This is a genomic window from Streptacidiphilus sp. BW17, from assembly GCF_041262485.1.
GTDB lineage: Bacteria > Actinomycetota > Actinomycetes > Streptomycetales > Streptomycetaceae > Streptacidiphilus.
Genome location: NZ_JBGCCR010000029.1, coordinates 23,830 through 40,508, shown reverse-complemented (window position 1 = coordinate 40,508; position 16,679 = coordinate 23,830). Strand labels below are relative to the sequence as shown.

At 73.0% G+C, this 16,679-nt stretch carries 12 protein-coding genes; 2 read left to right on the top strand and 10 right to left on the bottom strand.

Annotation, left to right across the window (positions count from 1 at the left end; translation table 11 throughout):
- Positions 1-58 precede the first annotated feature (58 nt).
- The 6 genes from rny to ABH940_RS28160 all read right to left on the bottom strand — a co-directional run bounded on the left by rny (position 59) and on the right by ABH940_RS28160 (position 6,296).
- Positions 59-1,525 (bottom strand): ribonuclease Y, encoded by a 1,467-nt coding sequence (gene rny, locus ABH940_RS28185; protein ID WP_370071444.1) that lies wholly within the window; start codon positions 1,523-1,525, stop codon positions 59-61.
- Positions 1,526-1,720: 195 nt separating this feature from the next.
- Positions 1,721-2,509 (bottom strand): regulatory protein RecX, encoded by a 789-nt coding sequence (locus tag ABH940_RS28180; RefSeq protein WP_370106549.1) that lies wholly within the window; start codon positions 2,507-2,509, stop codon positions 1,721-1,723.
- A 5-nt stretch (positions 2,510-2,514) separates the two neighbouring features.
- Positions 2,515-3,708, bottom strand: a complete 1,194-nt coding sequence (gene recA / locus ABH940_RS28175) for a recombinase RecA (RefSeq protein ID WP_370071442.1) — start codon at positions 3,706-3,708, stop codon at positions 2,515-2,517.
- A 247-nt stretch (positions 3,709-3,955) separates the two neighbouring features.
- A complete protein-coding gene (locus tag ABH940_RS28170; RefSeq protein WP_370071441.1) occupies positions 3,956-4,549 on the bottom strand; it encodes a flavodoxin family protein in 594 nt (197 codons plus the stop codon).
- A 147-nt stretch (positions 4,550-4,696) separates the two neighbouring features.
- Positions 4,697-4,891, bottom strand: coding sequence for a DUF3046 domain-containing protein (locus ABH940_RS28165; protein WP_196198640.1), 195 nt, complete (start codon positions 4,889-4,891; stop codon positions 4,697-4,699).
- A gap of 73 nt (positions 4,892-4,964) precedes the next feature.
- Positions 4,965-6,296 carry a PucR family transcriptional regulator gene (locus tag ABH940_RS28160; protein WP_370106548.1) on the bottom strand — a complete coding sequence of 444 codons (1,332 nt, stop codon included), beginning with the start codon at positions 6,294-6,296 and terminating at the stop codon, positions 4,965-4,967.
- Positions 6,297-6,477: 181 nt separating this feature from the next.
- Here ABH940_RS28160 and ABH940_RS28155 point away from each other — a divergent pair, with 181 nt between their 5' ends.
- The gene (locus ABH940_RS28155) at positions 6,478-7,818 is read left to right on the top strand and encodes an MFS transporter (RefSeq protein WP_370071439.1); all 1,341 of its coding nucleotides are present in this window, start codon (positions 6,478-6,480) and stop codon (positions 7,816-7,818) included.
- Between the two features lie 26 nt (positions 7,819-7,844).
- Here the strand turns inward: ABH940_RS28155 and ABH940_RS28150 are convergent, their stop codons facing one another.
- The 4 genes from ABH940_RS28150 to ABH940_RS28135 form a co-directional block, all read right to left on the bottom strand.
- The gene (locus ABH940_RS28150; RefSeq protein ID WP_370071438.1) at positions 7,845-8,156 is read right to left on the bottom strand and encodes an AzlD domain-containing protein; all 312 of its coding nucleotides are present in this window, start codon (positions 8,154-8,156) and stop codon (positions 7,845-7,847) included.
- Entirely contained in the window at positions 8,153-9,016 is an 864-nt protein-coding gene (locus tag ABH940_RS28145; protein ID WP_370071437.1) for an AzlC family ABC transporter permease, read from the bottom strand. Before ABH940_RS28145 ends, ABH940_RS28150 begins: the two co-directional genes overlap by 4 nt.
- Before the next feature lie 18 nt (positions 9,017-9,034).
- On the bottom strand, positions 9,035-9,871 hold the full coding sequence (locus ABH940_RS28140) for an AraC family ligand binding domain-containing protein (protein ID WP_370071436.1): 837 nt from the start codon (positions 9,869-9,871) through the stop codon (positions 9,035-9,037).
- Between the two features lie 179 nt (positions 9,872-10,050).
- Positions 10,051-11,619, bottom strand: coding sequence for a S8 family serine peptidase (locus ABH940_RS28135; RefSeq protein ID WP_370106546.1), 1,569 nt, complete (start codon positions 11,617-11,619; stop codon positions 10,051-10,053).
- Between the two features lie 192 nt (positions 11,620-11,811).
- On the opposite strand from ABH940_RS28135, the gene ABH940_RS28130 reads away from it, so the two are divergent.
- Positions 11,812-16,464, top strand: a complete 4,653-nt coding sequence (locus ABH940_RS28130) for an ATP-dependent helicase (protein WP_370106545.1) — start codon at positions 11,812-11,814, stop codon at positions 16,462-16,464.
- The last annotated feature ends 215 nt before the right edge of the window (positions 16,465-16,679 follow it).

Here is a 16,679-nt window from a genome sequence, read left to right as displayed (position 1 = left end):
ACGGGGCGGGGCTCAGCTGCGGGCGGTCATACCGGTCACCGCGCGGAGATCACGCCGGTCACCGCGCGAAGCTGGTGGCCCTGCTCTCACGGATCACCGTGATCCGGATCTGGCCCGGGTAGGTCAGCTCCGCCTCGATCTCGCGGGCCACATCCTTGGCGATGACCTGCGCCTGAATGTCGTCCACCGTCTCCGGGAGGACCATCACCCGCACCTCGCGCCCGGCCTGCATCGCGTAGACCTTGGTCACACCCTCGTGGCGGCGGGCGATCTGCTCCAGTTTCTCCATCCGGCGTGCGTGCAGCTCCACCGACTCGCGCCGCGCGCCCGGACGGCCCCCGGAGCAGGCGTCCGCGGCCTGGGTCAGCACCGCCTCGATCGTCTGCGGGTCGACCTCGTTGTGGTGCGCCGCGACGGCGTGCACCACCTCTTCCGACTCCCCGTAACGACGCACGAGTTCGGCGCCGATCATGGCGTGGCTGCCCTCGGTCACAGCTGCCCCGCCGACGCCGCCCACGCTGCCGACAGTGCCGCCCGGCGGCTGTGCGACGGTGACTGCCTTCCCTATGTCGTGCAGCAGCGTGCAGCGCTTGACCAGGGCCGGGTCGACCTGCAGCTCCGCCGCCATCATCCCGGCGATGTGCGCGGACTCGACCAGGTGGCCCAGCACGTTCTGACCGTAGGAGGTCCGGTAGCGCAACCGCCCCAGCAGGCGCAGCAGTTCGGGGTGGAGCTCGTCCACGCCCACCTCGGTGACGGCGTCCTGTGCGGCGACCGCGCAGAGCCGCTCCACCTGCAGCTGGTTGCGCTCGTGCGCGTCCTCGATCCGCTGCGGGTGGATCCGGCCGTCGGCGATCAGCTCCTCCATCGTCAGCCGGGCCACCTCGCGTCGCACCGGGTCGAAGCAGGAGAGCAGCACCGACTCCGGGGTGTCGTCGATCACCAGATTGACGCCGGTCACCGCCTCGAAGGAGCGGATGTTGCGGCCTTCACGGCCGATGATCCGGCCCTTCATCTCCTCGTTCGGCAACTGGAGAGTGGTCGCCACCGAATCCGCCGTCTGGCGCGCCGCGACACGCTGCACCGCCGAGGCGACGATCTCCCTAGCCCGGGCCTCCCCCTCGGCGCGCGCCTGACGCTCGATCTCACGGACCGTCAGCACGGCCTCGCGCTTGGCCTGCTGCTCGATCGTGTGGATCAGCTCGGCACGAGCCTCCGCCACGCTGAGCCCGGCGGTGCGCTCCAACGTCCGGCGTCGCTCCGCGCCCAGCTCCTCGGCACGGACCGCCAGTTCGACCGCGGCCTGGGCCGCCTCCCGCTCACGCTCGTGCAGGCGGCGCTGCTCGGCGTCGAGCCGGACCTCCCGCTCGGCGCTGCGCTGCTCCCTGCGCTCCAGCTCAGCGGCCCGTTCCCGTGCACCGCACAGCAGTTGACGTACTGCCAGACCGGCGACCAGCACCAGGATCAACCCGAGCGACAGCGAGAGCAGCGGAACCGCGTCCGTGGTGCCCAGTGCCAGATCCATCGGCCCTCCCGTCCGGGCGCGGGAGCACGCCGCGATCACGGTGCGATCTCGGTGCGAGGTGAGCAGAGGCCCCTCATCGCTCATGGCGAGGCTAGGTGGGTGTTACGAAACGGTCAAGATGGCGACCATTCCGGACCTCGTCGGGCAAATGCTTCGCAGAGCCACGACCGTTGGGGTATCAGGAAGTTGGGCGGATCAATCCGTCGAATCCAGGTCGAACGACTCCTCGTCGAGCAGCTCCGCGTCGTACGATTCCTCCTCGTCGAGCGCCGAGCGGACCACGCGCAGGGCAAGTCCTTCCGGGTAGCCGCGTCGGGCCAACATTCCTGCCAGGCGGCGCAACCGGACCTGACGGTCCAACCCGGCGGTCGAGCGAAGCTTGCGCTCCACCAGGCGTCGGGCCGCCGCCTCCTCGTCCTCCGGTTCGACCTGGGCGACGGCGCGCTGCACCACGTCGCCCGCCACACCCTTGGCCCGCAGCTCGTTGGCCAACGCCCGTCGGGCCAGGCCTCGATGGCGCTGCCGTTGTTCCACCCATGCCTCGGCATAGGCTGCGTCGTCGATCAGTCCGACCTGTTCCAGGCGGTCGAGGACCTCCTCGGCCACCTCGTCCGGGATCTCCTTACGCCGCAGCGCATCCGCCAGCTGCCGCCGGGTGCGCGCGGAACCGGTGAGCAGCCGGAGACAGATGTCCCGTGCCCGCGCGGCGGGATCAGCGACCTCCGCGCGCGACTCGTTCCCCTCATCGTCCTCGCGGCGTTCGCGCCGCTTGCGCCCACCACGCTCGCCACGCCCGCTGCGTCCCCCGCGTCCGTCGGTACGCGCGCGCGTCACCGAGGCGGACGCCGGTGGCGGCTCGGTGGCAAAGGGCGCAGGCTCCGGGGCCGGAACTGAATCCGGACCCGCAAGGTTCTCCTGCTGCTCCTCGCCACCGATGCCGTTGGCACACCAGTCGCGCGGCCCCCAGTCGCTGTCGCTGATCACCGGGCTCAGGCCTTGGCCTCCACCGGGACCGCCTCAGCGGCGGTGGCAGCCTTCGCCGGGACCGCCTCAGCGGCGGTGGCAGCCTTCGCCGGGACCGCCTCGGCAGCGGCCTTCGCCTTGGAGCCTCGGGCAGCCGGTGTCTTGGCGGCGGCCGGAGCAGCAGCCTCGGCAACGACGGGCGCGGCGGCCTCGGCATTGTCGAGCTTCGGGCCGACGCCCAGCTTCTCCTTGATCTTCTTCTCGATCTCGTCGGCGAGGTCCGGGTTGTCCCGCAGGAAGTTGCGGGCGTTCTCCTTGCCCTGGCCGAGCTGGTCGCCCTCGTAGGTGTACCAGGCGCCGGACTTGCGGACGAAGCCGTGCTCGACGCCCATGTCGACCAGGCTGCCCTCGCGGCTGATGCCCTGGCCGTAGATGATGTCGAACTCGGCCTGCTTGAACGGCGAGGCGACCTTGTTCTTGACGACCTTGACGCGGGTGCGGTTGCCGACCGCCTCCGTGCCGTCCTTGAGGGTCTCGATCCGGCGGATGTCGAGACGGACCGAGGCGTAGAACTTCAGCGCGCGGCCACCGGTCGTGGTCTCCGGCGAGCCGAACATCACGCCGACCTTCTCGCGGAGCTGGTTGATGAAGATCGCGGTGCACTTGGTCTGGTTGAGCGCACCGGTGATCTTGCGCAGCGCCTGGCTCATCAGTCGGGCCTGGAGACCGACGTGCGAGTCACCCATCTCACCCTCGATCTCGGCGCGCGGCACCAGGGCGGCCACCGAGTCGATGACGATGAGGTCGACCGCGCCGGAGCGGATCAGCATGTCCGTGATCTCCAGCGCCTGCTCACCCGTGTCGGGCTGGGAGACCAGCAGGGCATCGGTGTCGACGCCGAGCTTCTTGGCGTACTCCGGGTCGAGCGCGTGCTCGGCGTCGACGAAGGCGACGATGCCGCCGGCCTTCTGCGCGTTGGCCACGGCGTGCAGGGTGAGCGTGGTCTTACCGCTGGACTCCGGGCCGTAGACCTCGACCACACGACCGCGCGGCAGACCGCCGACCCCGAGGGCCACGTCGAGCGCGATCGAACCCGTGGGGATCACCTCGATCGGAGCCCTCGCCTCGTCGCCGAGACGCATCACGGAGCCCTTGCCGAACTGTCGCTCGATCTGGGCGAGGGCTGTCTCGAGAGCCCGCTCGCGGTCGTTCGCTGCCATGGGTGCCACCTTGGGGGTCTGTGCTGAACGCTTCATCACCGAAGACGCTAGCGCGCACCACTGACAAACAGCCCTCCGCGAGCAGCAGCCTGTGGATAACGTGCCGAATTTCAGTATAGGGAACTATAGGGAACGTGCGTTCGATTCTCGCACTCCACCTCGCCGCCCGCCCCTGACCTGCCACCGTCCCCGCCTGCGTCCTCGGCGTCGTCCTCTCTCCTACTAGAACGACTGGTCGACGGTTCGGTCACGCGACCTGCTCGTCGGTCTCGTAGGGGAAGCGCGCCGACGGCGCCTCCTGCGCGAAGAAGGTCTTGGCGCGGACCATCGCCCGCTCGTCGTTCAGCACCTGCCCCGGGCGGCTGCCGTTGCCGAGCAGGACGCCGCCGAAGCGCATCCCCATGTAGGCCGCACTGTGGTTGAGGGTCAGCACCAGCGGCTGGGCGACGTCCTCCTCACGATGGGCCAGCGCGGTCACGCCCCACAGCGTGCGACCGGCCATCCGGTCCTTGAAGTCGGGCTCCGGCGTGCTCAACCACCGGGACCAGTAGTCGAGGTAGCGCTTGGCATAGGCGGAGAGCGAGTACCAGTACAGCGGCGAGACGATCACCACGTCCGTCGCGGAGAGCGTGGCCTGCCGCAACAACTCCTCGTGCTGCTGCTCCGGCCAGCCCTCGTCGGCGTGCCGGGTGTCCAGGAAGTCCGGCAGGCGCAGTTCGGCCAGGTCCAGCCAGCGCTGCTCGGTCCCGGACGGCAGTTGCTCCGCCGCGCGGCGGGCGAGCAGTTCGGTGTTACCACCGGGCCGGGCGCTGGCGAGAAGGAAGAGGAACGAACGGGACACGGACGACTCCGTCGGTCGGGGCGCGCCCTGAGCGCGGAGCGATCGGGACGGCCGTGCGGATCGGCGACGGCTGCGGTGCCCGATCGCCTGTACGGTCCGCAACCGCCGCCCCACGACTCGTTATTCCGTGGTGCTGCGCCCCGCGCCCTACTGCCGGGACGCCGGCACCCCCATCGACGCGCAGACGACCCGCCACACGTCCTTGGCTTCCCAGCCCGCGTCCAGCGCCTCGCGGACCGTGCGGCCACCGAGTCCGCTCATCACGTGATCGGTGGCGAAGCTCTCCGCATAGGCCTCACCGAAGTGGGCGTACATCCTCTTCCAGAACTCGGTCAGACGCATGCGCCCAGTATCCGTCACAGCCCCCGGCCCGAGCGGGGCCGACCGAGAGGGCCGACCGAAGGGGCAGCCGGGCTCAGCCGGGCTCGGGCTGGCGCAGGTCGTGCAGCGTGAACGCCGTCAGCATCACCGCGTAACCGCGCGGGGAGGTGACGTCGACCCCGGTCAACTCACCCGCGCGGGCCAGCCGGTTGTCGACCGTGTTCGGATGCAGTCCGAGCTCGCGCGCCGTGCCCCGCCGATCCTGCTGCAGGGCGAGGTAGACGCGGAGCGTCTCCAGCAGGTCCGGGCGGTCGGCCAACGGGTCGAGCAGGCCGGCCAGCGCGGCACTGCTCTCGTCGCCCCGGGACAGGTGGTACTCCAACAGCACGTCGTCCAGCCGGTAGTGGCCGGGCCTCCGGCCGAGCGCGCGGACCAGGCGGAGCACCTCGGCGGCGGTCCGCCCGGCGGCGGCGATCTGTGCGGGGTCCTCGGCGACGGTCGTGGCCACCCACACGTCGGCCCCCCAGGCCTCGCCGATCCGCTCGCCCAACCCCACGGGCAGCCCGCCCGCCGCCTGCTCACGCGGGACGAGCACGTGGCCGCCCTCGGCCTCGACGACAGCCAGCACCTCGGGCCCGAAGGTCCGTTCCAGCACACCGTGGACGCGCCGCATCCGCCGCCCGAGCGCGATCGACCGCGACGCCTCGGTCCACTCGGACGACTCTGCCGCCTGGGCAGACCGGGCAGACCGGGCCGCCTGGGACGCCTCGGACGAAGACCCGCCGGTCGCGCGTGAGCCGAAGGCCACGACGAGCGCGCCGCGTGCCAGTCCGTTCTCCTCGATCCGGCCGGGCAGCACCGGGAATCCGGCCAGCAGAGCGCGAGCCAGCGTGCGCCGCGACTCCCGCCGCTCCGCCGACAGCGCCGACTGCTCGTCGAGGTAGGTCTCCGCGACCGCGCCGATCAACCGGGACTGGGTGCGGAGCAGCAGGTCGGCCAGCTCCACCAGGGCGGTCTCCTCCTCCGGCCCGGCCTCCTCGCGCAGCGCGGCGAAGAGCGCGTGCAGGCTCACCAGGTGGATACGGAGCAGCAGTTGGAGCGGCATCCCCTCCTCCGCGCGCTGGGCGGCGCGTTCGCGGAAGAGCCGGAACTCCTCGGGCAGCCCGGCACGCCCCTCCCTGACGACGGTGAAGAAGAGCCGGAGGCCGTGCCGGACGGTGGCGGCCATCTCGGTGTGCTTCATGTCCTCCGGCAGGTCCCGGTACGCGGAGAAGACGGCGAAGTCCGCTCCGGTGATCCGGCGCGCGAGCTCGTTGACCCGCGACTCGCAGCGCGTGGCAAGGGCGCGGGCCTGCTCCGACAGGGCAGCGGCCACGACGACGTCCCGGTCGCGCCGGTCGTCCCGGTCGTCCAGGTCGCGCTCCATCCGCACCTCCTGTCGCCATGGCGCTGTGGTTGTGACGGATCACAGTATCCGTCGACTGCCTTTGTGACGCGCTCCGTTGTCCGAGGCAGGGCGCGCACCGCAGACTCCTGGATCACCACCCCGAGTCCGCTGACGCAGCACATTCGCCGTGCGGTCTCCCCACCGTCCCGGAGGTTCGCCTGTGACCACTGTCTCCTCGGGTGGGGCGGGCACGCCGACGGCCGCTCCGGGCACCGGCTGGGCAGGCGGCCCGGCGACCGCCGGGGCATGGCGGGCGACCTGGCTGCTGCTGGCCTTCATGCTGATCAACTTCGCGGACAAGACGGTGCTCGGCCTGGCCGCGACGCCGATGATGCAGGACCTGCACATCACCCACGCCCAGTACGGACGGGCCGCGGCGGCGTTCTTCGCGCTGTTCAGCCTGGCGGCGCTGGGCGTCTCGGCGCTGACGCGGCGGGTCAGCACGACCAGGCTGCTGCTGGTGATGGCGGTGCTGTGGTCGGCGGCGCAACTTCCCATGCTGGTCGGCGGGGCGGGCTTCGGTGTCCTGGTCGGCACCCGGGTGCTGCTCGGAGCCGCCGAGGGGCCCGCCTTCCCGGTCGCGACGCACAGCCTCTACACCTGGTTCTCGGACCGGGACCGCACCCTGCCGACATCGGTGCTGGCGCTCGGTTCGGGGGCGGGGGTGGCGATCGCCGCGCCCGTGCTGACGACCGTGATCACCCACGCCGGCTGGCGCTGGGGCTTCGGCGTGGTGGCCATCGCGGGTCTGGCCTGGGCGGCGCTCTGGTACCGGTTCGGGCTGGAGGGTCCGGAACAGATCCGCGACGCAGCGGTCACGACGGCCGCCGCCCCCGATGCGGCCTCCGCCGACACCCCGCACGTCCCCCTCCGCCGGATCCTGCTGACCGGGACCTGGACCGCCTCCGCCCTGGCGGCCTTCGCCGCCTACTGGCAGACCACGTCGAGCCTGACCTGGGGCGCGGACTACCTGCGCACAGTGCTCGGCATGACGACCGACCAGGCGGGCCTGGTCACCATGGGCGCCGGACTCACCTCGACGCTGGTCCTGCTCGCCTTCGGCGTCGCCGCCCAGCGTGCGCGGCGGGCGGGCGGCAGCATCGCCCGGCTCGCCCCGTGGGCGGGCGGGGCCGCGGTGGTCGCGGGCCTCTCGCTGGCCGCCTTCGCTGTCGTCGGCTCCCATGCCGCGAAGGTGGCGCTGACGGTGGGGCCCTGCGTGCTGTCGGTGGTGATCCTGGTGATCGCCCAGGCCGCCTGCGCCCGGATCGCCCCGCCCCGGCAACGCGGCGTCGTGCTCGGGGCGCTGGCCTTCGTCTACTCGCTGGCAGGCGTGCTCGCGCCGCTGGTGGTGGGCCAGTTGACGACGGGCGTACAGGTGGCCTCCGGCTACCGCACCGGCTATCTGCTCACCGCGGCGATGGTCGCCGTGACGGGTGTGCTGGTCGCCCTGCTGGTCCGACCGGAGCGCGACGCCGCGCGGCTGGGCATCGGACCGCGGTAGCACGCCGTCTTGGGTGCAGGGGCGCTTCAGCCCAGCGCCCGTACCCCGGCCGTGACCAGGACCGCCGTGACCACCACGACCAGGAACGGCGCACGTCGCCACGCGGCGAAGCCGGCGGCGGCCAGACCGGCTGCCCGGGCGTCCACGGTCAGTCCGTGGCTGCCCTGACTGAACGTCTGCAACGCGGTGAGGGCGGCGAGCAGTGCGATCGGCGCGAGCGCGGCGAAGCGCCGGACGGTCGGCCGGTCCAACAGGCCTGTGGGAACGGACAGTCCGAGCAGCTTGAGGCCGTAGCAGCCTGCGGCCGTCCCGAGCACCGCCCACCAGGTCGCGTTCATCGTCCGTCCTCCTTCTCCGCCGGTGCACCCGGCACGCTCTCAGCGACCTCAGCACTCTCAGCACTGACCGTCTCCGCCCCGAGCCGCTCTCGCCCAGCCCGCTCTCGCCCAGCCCGCGCACTCCGTGCCCAGGCCACCGCCGGGACCGCGACCAGCGCCACCAGCACCGGAACGCCCGCAGGCAGCAGCGGAACCGCCGCCAGCGCCAACACCGCACCGAGCAGGCCGACCGCGCACTCCTCACCGCCTTCGCGCAGCCGAGGTGCCAGCAGGGCCAGGAAAACCGCAGGCCCGGCCACGTCCAGCCCGTAGCGCGAGGTGTCGCCGAGCGCGTTCGCCCCCACCGCGCCCGCCAGGGTCGTGGCGTTCCAGACCAGGTAGAGGGTGACCCCGGTGACGGTGAAGCCGATCCGCGCCGAGCGGCGGTCGGGCTGGACGAGTGCTACGGCAGCGGTCTCGTCGATGACCGTCTGTGCGGCGAACGGGCGTGTCCAGCGCGGCAGTTCAAGTCGTGCACCGAGCCGCAGCCCGTAGAAGGAGTTGCGCACGCCGAGGAAGAGCGCTCCCACCACCGCCGCGATCGGCGCCGCCCCGGCCATCAGCGCGCCGACCAGGGCGAACTGCGAGGCGCCGGTGAAGACCAGCAGGCTCAGCGCGCAGGTCTGCCACACCGTCAGGTGCGCGGCGGTCCCGGTCACGCCGAAGGCCACGCCGGAGACACCCACGGTCAGCCCGACCGCGAGCGAGTCCCGCACCACCGCCCGATCGGGGCGGCCGGCGGGAGATCGATCGGAACGATCACTGGATCGTTCCGCGGCACGGTCACCGGATCGTTCATACGTCGGGCTTGAAGCGGTCATACGGTCATGCTGACCGGATCAATCGATCATTTCTTGTACGTTCTTGCGCGCCCGGGCGTAGGCACCGGGCGGAACCCCGACGATCCGGCGGAAGTGCCGGGTCAGGTGCGCCTGGTCGACGAAGCCGACCGTCACGGCCACCTCCGCAGGCGGCGTCCCCGCACCCAGCAGGACCTGGGCGGTGCGAACACGCTGCTGCGTCAACCAGGCGTGCGGCGGCAGCCCGTACGCCTCGCGGAAGGCACGCAGCAGCGGGAACGGGCGGGCGTCGACGGCCGCGGCCAGTTCCTCCAGCGTCGGCGGCGCGTCCATCCGGGCCATCAGCAGGTCCCTGGCCGCGCCGGCCGTCCCCCTGCCCTCCACCGGCCGCCCCGGACCCAGCCGTTGGGACGAGTGCCGTCGTACCGCGACGGCCAGGGCGAGCCGGAGGAAGGTGCTGGCCGCCAGCACCTGGTTCTGCTCGGCCGCCCGGTGGGTCTGCTGTACCAGGCGCGAGAGTTCGTCGTCGTGGACCACGGCGGTCGCGAACCCGGGCGCGCCGGGCAGCACCCCGACCTCCTCGGCGACCTCGACGACCTGGTCGATCCCGGGATAGAGCACGGAGTAGCTCCACCCGTCCGGCACCCCGGCGTGCCCGGTGTGCACCCGGTCCGGCTCGACCAGGGCGACGCTCCCGGCCGGGACGACCTCGACCGCGCCCCGGTAGTGGAAGGCCTCCACACCGGCGGTGACCGAGGCCAGTACGTACCCGTCGTGGGTGTGCTTGCCGAAGCTGTGGCGGACGTAGTGGGCGCGCAGCAGGTCGACACCCGGCAGCGCGGGGTGCTGCCAGTAGTGTGCAATCTCCTTGGCCATGACACCCCGATTGCCTGTCCTGTCCTGTCCTGCCTCGCCGTGCTCTCCCGCCAGTCTGGCACGGGAGAAGCCCGAGGTCAGCGCCACGATCGCCCCATGAGACGCCCGCGCCTGACCGGGCCGCCACCGAGCCACCAAGCCACCCATCCGCCGAGCCACCGGAGCCACCGAGGAGCGGATCAGCGCACGTCGGCCAGGCCGTAGCCGTAGTAGGGCCCACCGGGGCAGCCCTTGCCGCCCGGTTGCCGGGACGAACAGCCCAGCGGCATGGCCTGCTGCTCCAGCAGGCGGCCGAGCGCCGCACCGCGCAGGCCCGGATGGCGCGCCGCCTCCACCGCCGCGACGCCGCTGACGCTCGCCGCCGCCATCGAGGTCCCGGCCAGCGCCGCGTACCGGCCGCCGGGCCAGTCGGAGACCACCGCCTGGGGGATACCGCCGTCCGGGTCGCCGCCAGGAGCGGCCAACGCGACCTGCCCGGCACCCCAGTTGGAGTACCCGGCCAGGCTCCCGTCCTGCACCAGCGCGGTGACGTCGAGGACACCGGGCAGTCCCCCGGGCAGCCGGATGCACTCGGCACCGAGATGCCGTACCGGAGGCGTCTCGCTGTCGGCGTGGTCGTTCGGGCTGCGGTCGTCGATCCGGGGCCCGGCCAGGTCCTGCGCGTCGTTGCCCGCGGAGGCGACGACCAGCGCGCCCTTGTCCTGGGCGTAGCGGACGGCCCGGCCGACCGCCGCGGCGATGGCCGCCTGGTCCGGGTTCTCAGGGCAGTTGTACTTCCACGGGTCGGCGAAGTAGCTGTCGTTGATCACAGTCGCGCCGTGGTCGGCCGCCCAGAGGAAGCCGCAGACCAGGTTCTCGCCGTAGTACTGCCCGGCGTCACCGAGCAGGCGCACGGCCGCTATCCGCGCGCCGGGGGCGATGCCGACCACCCCGTCGCCCGGCCGGTCGGCGGCGATGATCCCGCTGACATGGGTGCCGTGGCCGCTCTCGCCCAGCTCCGGGTCCGGCCGCCAGGCGCCGGGACTGGTGTCCGGCGTGCCGGTCGCGCAGGAGACCGACCGGCTGGGGTCGACGGCACTCCGCAGGTCCGGATGTGTGTCGTCGACGCCCGAGTCGAGGACGGCGACGACGACATGGCGCAGCGCGGTGGCGTCCGAGGCGGGCAGCGGGCCGCTCTCGCCGACCATGTTCTGGAACCACTGCAGCTGCCCGTGCGGGTCCGGAGCCATCGGGATGTCGTCCGAGGGCGCGAGCGTCGCCGACTCCCCGGACTCCTCCGGCTTCGGCGAAATCCGCGCTGGGACCGCCTCGGCGGAGGTTCCCGCTCCGGACGCCCCTACCGACCCTGACGACCCCGACGCCGCAGCGAACGCCTTCACCGCCGCCGCTCCGGTCGAGGAGCCGGTCACGATCGGGCTGGTCACCGGAGCGGTCCGGCTGGCCCCGGCGGCGGCGATCCCGGGCTGCGCCCGCACCTCGGCCCCGAAGTCCGCGTCGGAGCCGTAGGCGAGGACGACCCCGATCTGCGGGTACTCCTGCCCGACCACCCCCTGCTCGGCCCGGATCGCGTGGTCCGCGTCAGCCACGCCGGCGGCGTCCGCCCGATCCGCGACGACAAGGTAGGCGAGGTACAGACGACCGGCCCCGCCGACGTAGGGAACGGCGCCGCCGAGCAGGCAGGTGACCAGGGCGAGCACCACGGTGCAGCGCGTCGTCGCAGATCGCAGGCCTTTCGCGACACGCGCCACCGGGCCTCCACGGTTCGGGTCCGGCGCGCAAAGAAGCGCCCCGGGCGGGGATATTCATACGATATGGATCACTTTTGAACGATGCCTCCGGATGTGCTCCATGCGAGGAAGCGCGCGAGGACGAGAGCAAGGAAGCGAGCGAGGCAGAGAGCACAGAGCGGGTTTGTCAGTCCGGCACGGCACGATGGGCGCATGGCACGCGCGCACCGCACCGAATCCGCCCTGGCGAACTTCGCCGCGCCCACCCGGGCGTGGTTCGAGGGCGCGTTCCCCTCGCCCACCTCCGCGCAGGAGGGCGCCTGGCAGGCGATCGGCGCCGAGAGCGACGTGCTGGTGGTGGCCCCGACGGGCTCGGGCAAGACGCTCGCCGCCTTCCTCTCCGCGCTGGACGGGCTGGCCGCCACGCCCCCGCCCGCGGATGCCAAGCGCCGCTGCCGGGTGCTCTACGTCTCACCGCTCAAGGCCCTGGCCGTCGACGTCGAGCGGAACCTGCGCGCGCCGCTGACCGGGCTGCGCCAGGCGGCCACCCGGCTCGGGCTGCCGGAGCCGGAGATCGAGGTCGCCATCCGCTCCGGCGACACTCCTGCGGCCGACCGGCGGCGCTTCGCCACGCATCCGCCGGACATCCTGATCACCACGCCCGAGTCGCTCTTCCTGCTGCTCACCTCCGCCTCCCGGGAGGCGCTGCGCGGCGTGGAGACGGTGATCCTGGACGAGGTCCACGCAGTCGCCGGGACGAAGCGCGGCGCGCACCTGGCCCTCACCCTGGAGCGGCTCGACCAGTTGCTGCCCGCGCCCGCCCGGCGGATCGGGCTCTCCGCCACGGTCCGGCCGCCCGAGGAGGTGGCCCGGTTCCTCAGTCCCGGCCGCCGGGTGACGATCGTTCAGCCGCCGTCCGAGAAGGCCTTCGACCTCTCCGTCGTCGTGCCCGTCGAGGATCTGGGCGAGCTCGGCGGCGGTCGCGGGCCGGCCGCCGCTCCGGGCGTCGCCGAGGGGGGTCCCGAGCGCGCCGCCTCGATCTGGCCGCATGTCGAGGAGCGGATCACCGACCTGGTCCAGGACCACCGCTCCACCATCGTCTTCGCCAACTCCCGCCGACTGGCCGAGCGGCTCTGCAACCGGCTGAACGAGATCGCGGTCGAGCGCGCCACCGGCCAGGCGCTGCCCGCCGACCACGCCCCCGCCGTGACCATGGCTCAGGCGGGCGCGAACAAGGCCGCGCCCCCGGTGCTCGCCCGTGCGCACCACGGATCGGTCTCCAAGGAGCAGCGCGCCGAGGTCGAGGAGCAGCTCAAGTCCGGCCGCCTCCCGGCCGTGGTCGCCACCTCCAGCCTGGAGCTGGGCATCGACATGGGTGCGGTCGACCTGGTCGTCCAGGTCGAATCGCCGCCCTCGGTCGCCTCCGGGCTCCAACGCGTCGGCCGCGCGGGCCACCAGGTCGGGGCGGTCTCGACGGGCGTGGTCTTCCCCAAGTACCGGGGCGATCTGGTCCAGTCCGCCGTCGTCACCGAACGGATGCGGGCCGGAAGGATCGAGGCACTGCGGATCCCGCGCAACCCCCTCGACGTCCTCGCCCAGCAGTTGGTGGCGATCACGGCCATGGACGAGTGGGACGTCGACGAGCTGTTCACCCTGGTCCAGCGCGCCGCGCCGTTCTCCTCGCTGCCACGCTCGGCATACGAGGGCGTGCTCGACATGCTCGCCGGGCGCTACCCCTCCGACGCCTTCGCCGAGCTGCGTCCCCGCATCGTCTGGGACCGGGTCACCGGCACGGTCACCGGACGCCCCGGCGCGCAGCGCCTCGCCGTCACCTCCGGCGGCACGATCCCGGACCGCGGCCTCTTCGGCGTCTTCCTGGCCGGCGCTGACCCGAAGAAGGGCGGGGGGAGGGTCGGGGAGCTGGACGAGGAGATGGTCTACGAGTCGCGGGTCGGCGACGTCTTCACGCTGGGCACCAGCTCCTGGCGGATCGAGGACGTCACCCACGACAAGGTGCTGGTCTCCCCCGCGCCCGGGGTGCCGGGCAAGCTGCCGTTCTGGCACGGCGACGCGCTCGGCCGCCCGCTGGAGCTCGGCCGCGCGGTCGGCGCGTTCCTCCGCGAGATCGGCGCGCTGTCGCCGGAGCAGGCCACGGCCCGGCTGGCCGAGGCAGGTCTGGACGCCTGGGCGGCGGGAAACCTGCTCTCCTACCTCGCCGAACAGCGCCAGGCCACCGGTCACCTCCCCGACGACCGGACCATCGTCGTCGAACGCTTCCGCGACGAGTTGGGCGACTGGCGGATCGCCGTCCACTCCCCCTTCGGCGCACAGGTCCACGCCCCCTGGGCGCTGGCGCTGGGCCAGCGGCTGGCGGAGCGTCACGGCCTGGACGCGCAGGTGATGCACGCCGACGACGGCATCGTGCTCCGGCTGCCCGACGCCGACCTGCTCGACTTCCCCGACCCCGACGCCCCCGCCAAGGCCGCCGGGCCGGGCGCGGACGAGGCCCCGATCGGCGCGGACGCCGTCGTCTTCGATCCGACCACGGTCGAACAGACCGTCACCGACCAGGTCGGCGGCTCCGCCCTGTTCGCCTCCCGCTTCCGCGAGTGCGCGGCGCGCGCGCTGCTGCTGCCGCGCCGCAACCCCGGCCGCCGCACGCCGCTCTGGCAACAGCGCCAGCGTGCCGCACAACTGCTCTCGGTGGCCTCCGAGTTCGGCTCGTTCCCGATCGTGCTTGAGGCCGTCCGCGAGTGCCTGCAGGACGTCTTCGACGTGCCCGGCCTGGTCGAGTTGATGCGCGACGTGGAGAACCGGGCAGTCCGCATCCTCGAGGTGACGACCCCCGAGCCGTCGCCCTTCGCCCGCTCACTGCTCTTCGGCTACGTCGCCCAGTTCCTCTACGAGGGCGACTCCCCACTTGCCGAACGCCGCGCCTCCGCGTTGGCGTTGGATTCGCGCCTGCTGGCCGAGCTGCTGGGCCAGGCCGAGCTGCGCGAGCTGCTGGACGAGTCGGTCCTCGCCGAGCTGGAGGCCGAACTCCAGCGGCTGACGCCCGAGCGCCGGATCAAGGACATCGAGGGCGTCGCCGATGCCCTCCGTCTGCTCGGCCCGCTCTCCGACGCGGAGTTGGAGCTGCGCGGCGCGGAGCGCCCCTGGGCGCGCGGGCTGCAGGCCGCCCGACGGGTGATCGAGGTCCGGATCGCGGGCGAGCAGCGCTGGGCCGCGATCGAGGACGCGGGCCGCCTGCGCGACGCGCTCGGCACACCGCTCCCGGTCGGCGTCCCCGAGGCGTTCACCGAGCCGGTCAAGGACCCGCTCGCCGACCTGCTGGCCCGCCACGCCCGTACCCACGGCCCGTTCACCGCGGCCGACGCGGCGGTTCGGCTCGGCCTCGGCCCAGCCGTCGTGGTCGGCACGCTGCAACGGCTGGCGGCGACGGGCCGCGTCGTCCAGGGCGAGTTCCGCCCTGGCGGCTCCGGGACGGAGTGGTGCGACGCCGAGGTGCTGCGCCGCCTGCGCCGCCGCTCGCTCGCCGCACTGCGGCACGAGGTCGAACCGGTCCCGCCACGCGCCCTGGCCACCTTCCTGCCCCAGTGGCAGCACATCGGCGGCGGCAACCGGCTGCGCGGCGTGGACGGCCTGCTGCGCGCCGTCGAACAGCTCCAGGGCGCGCCGGTCCCGGCGTCCGCGCTGGAGCGGCTGGTGCTGCCGTCCCGGGTGGCCGACTACAGCCCGGCCATGCTGGACGAGCTGACATCCCAGGGCGAGGTCTTCTGGGCCGGCGCGGGCGCGCTGCCCGGCAAGGACGGCTGGGTCGCCCTCCATCCGGCGGACGCGGCCCCGCTGCTGCTGCCCGAGCCGCTGCCGCTGGAGCTGACCCCGCTGCACTACGCGGTGCTGGCCGCGTTGGCGCCGGGGTACGGGATGTTCTTCAAACAGCTCGCGGAGGAGGTCGACCGACAGCTCCCGGGCACGGAGACACCACCGGGCGAGCTGGCCACGGCACTGTGGGAGCTCTCCTGGACGGGCAGGGTCACCAACGACACACTCGCCCCGCTGCGCGCCCTGCTCGGCTCCGGCCGCACGCCGGGCGCGACCGCCCACCGCGCGCCGCGCGCCACACCGCGCGCCCGCTACGGCGGCTCGCGGGCGATCCCCCGCGTCCCGTCGCTGCCGACGGCGGGCCGCTGGTCGGTGCTGCCGGCACCGCTGCCCGATCCGACGCAGCGGGCCCACGCGCTGGCGCAGACCCTGCTGGACCGGCACGGCGTCGTGACGCGTGGGGCGGTCCAGTCGGAGCGGGTCCAGGGCGGCTTCGCCGGGATCTACCGGGTCCTGTCGGCTTTCGAGGACACCGGCCGCACCCGCCGCGGCTACGTCGTCGACGGCCTGGGCGCGGCCCAGTTCGCCGGCGACGGCGCGATCGACCGCCTGCGCGCGGTCAACACCGCGCTGGAACGCCGGGCGGAGGCCGCGTCGGAAGATCAGCCCGAGACGGTCGTCCTCGCCGCCGCCGACCCCGCCAACGCGTACGGCGCTGCCCTGCCCTGGCCGGACCCACCGGGAGGCGCGGCCTCCTCCCACAAGCCCGGCCGCAAGGCGGGCGCGCTGGTCACCCTCGTCGACGGCGAGCTCGTCGCCTACGTCGAACGCGGCGGAAAGTCGCTCCTCTCCTGGGCCACGGACCCCACCCGCCTGCACCACGCCGCGGCAGCACTGGCCCGAGCGGTGCGGGAGGGCGCGCTGCGCGACCTGACCGTGGAACGGATCAACGGCGAGCCCGCACTGACGTCCGCGCTGAGCGCGACCCTGGAGGACGCGGGCTTCGTCCCGACGCCCAGGGGGCTTCGCCTGAGAGGGTGAACCTCACACAGACGAGGGACTCTGCCGGTGAGGGACCACGCACTATCCGGGGGCGCGGGGAACCGCCTGCGGGGTGGAGCGTCGCCCGATCCCGCAGAACCTGCGGGCCTGCACCGGCAGAAGGCTCAGGTTCCATCCCCCCGCGAACATCAAGCTCACCCCGGCAGACGTGTGCCCGCTCAGCAGGAACCCCCACGCCGCCGCGCTGAACAGCA

What these genes read in the sequence shown, in the direction of transcription:
- rny (WP_370071444.1), bottom strand. Translation starts at nt 1,525, where the DNA reads ATGGATCTGGCACTGGGCACCACGGACGCGGTTCCGCTGCTCTCGCTG.
- recA (WP_370071442.1), bottom strand. Translation starts at nt 3,708, where the DNA reads ATGGCAGCGAACGACCGCGAGCGGGCTCTCGAGACAGCCCTCGCCCAG.
- ABH940_RS28165 (WP_196198640.1), bottom strand. Translation starts at nt 4,891, where the DNA reads ATGCGTCTGACCGAGTTCTGGAAGAGGATGTACGCCCACTTCGGTGAG.
- ABH940_RS28160 (WP_370106548.1), bottom strand. Translation starts at nt 6,296, where the DNA reads ATGGAGCGCGACCTGGACGACCGGGACGACCGGCGCGACCGGGACGTC.
- ABH940_RS28150 (WP_370071438.1), bottom strand. Translation starts at nt 8,156, where the DNA reads ATGAACGCGACCTGGTGGGCGGTGCTCGGGACGGCCGCAGGCTGCTAC.
- ABH940_RS28145 (WP_370071437.1), bottom strand. Translation starts at nt 9,016, where the DNA reads ATGACCGCTTCAAGCCCGACGTATGAACGATCCGGTGACCGTGCCGCG.
- ABH940_RS28140 (WP_370071436.1), bottom strand. Translation starts at nt 9,871, where the DNA reads ATGGCCAAGGAGATTGCACACTACTGGCAGCACCCCGCGCTGCCGGGT.
- ABH940_RS28130 (WP_370106545.1), top strand. Translation starts at nt 11,812, where the DNA reads ATGGCACGCGCGCACCGCACCGAATCCGCCCTGGCGAACTTCGCCGCG.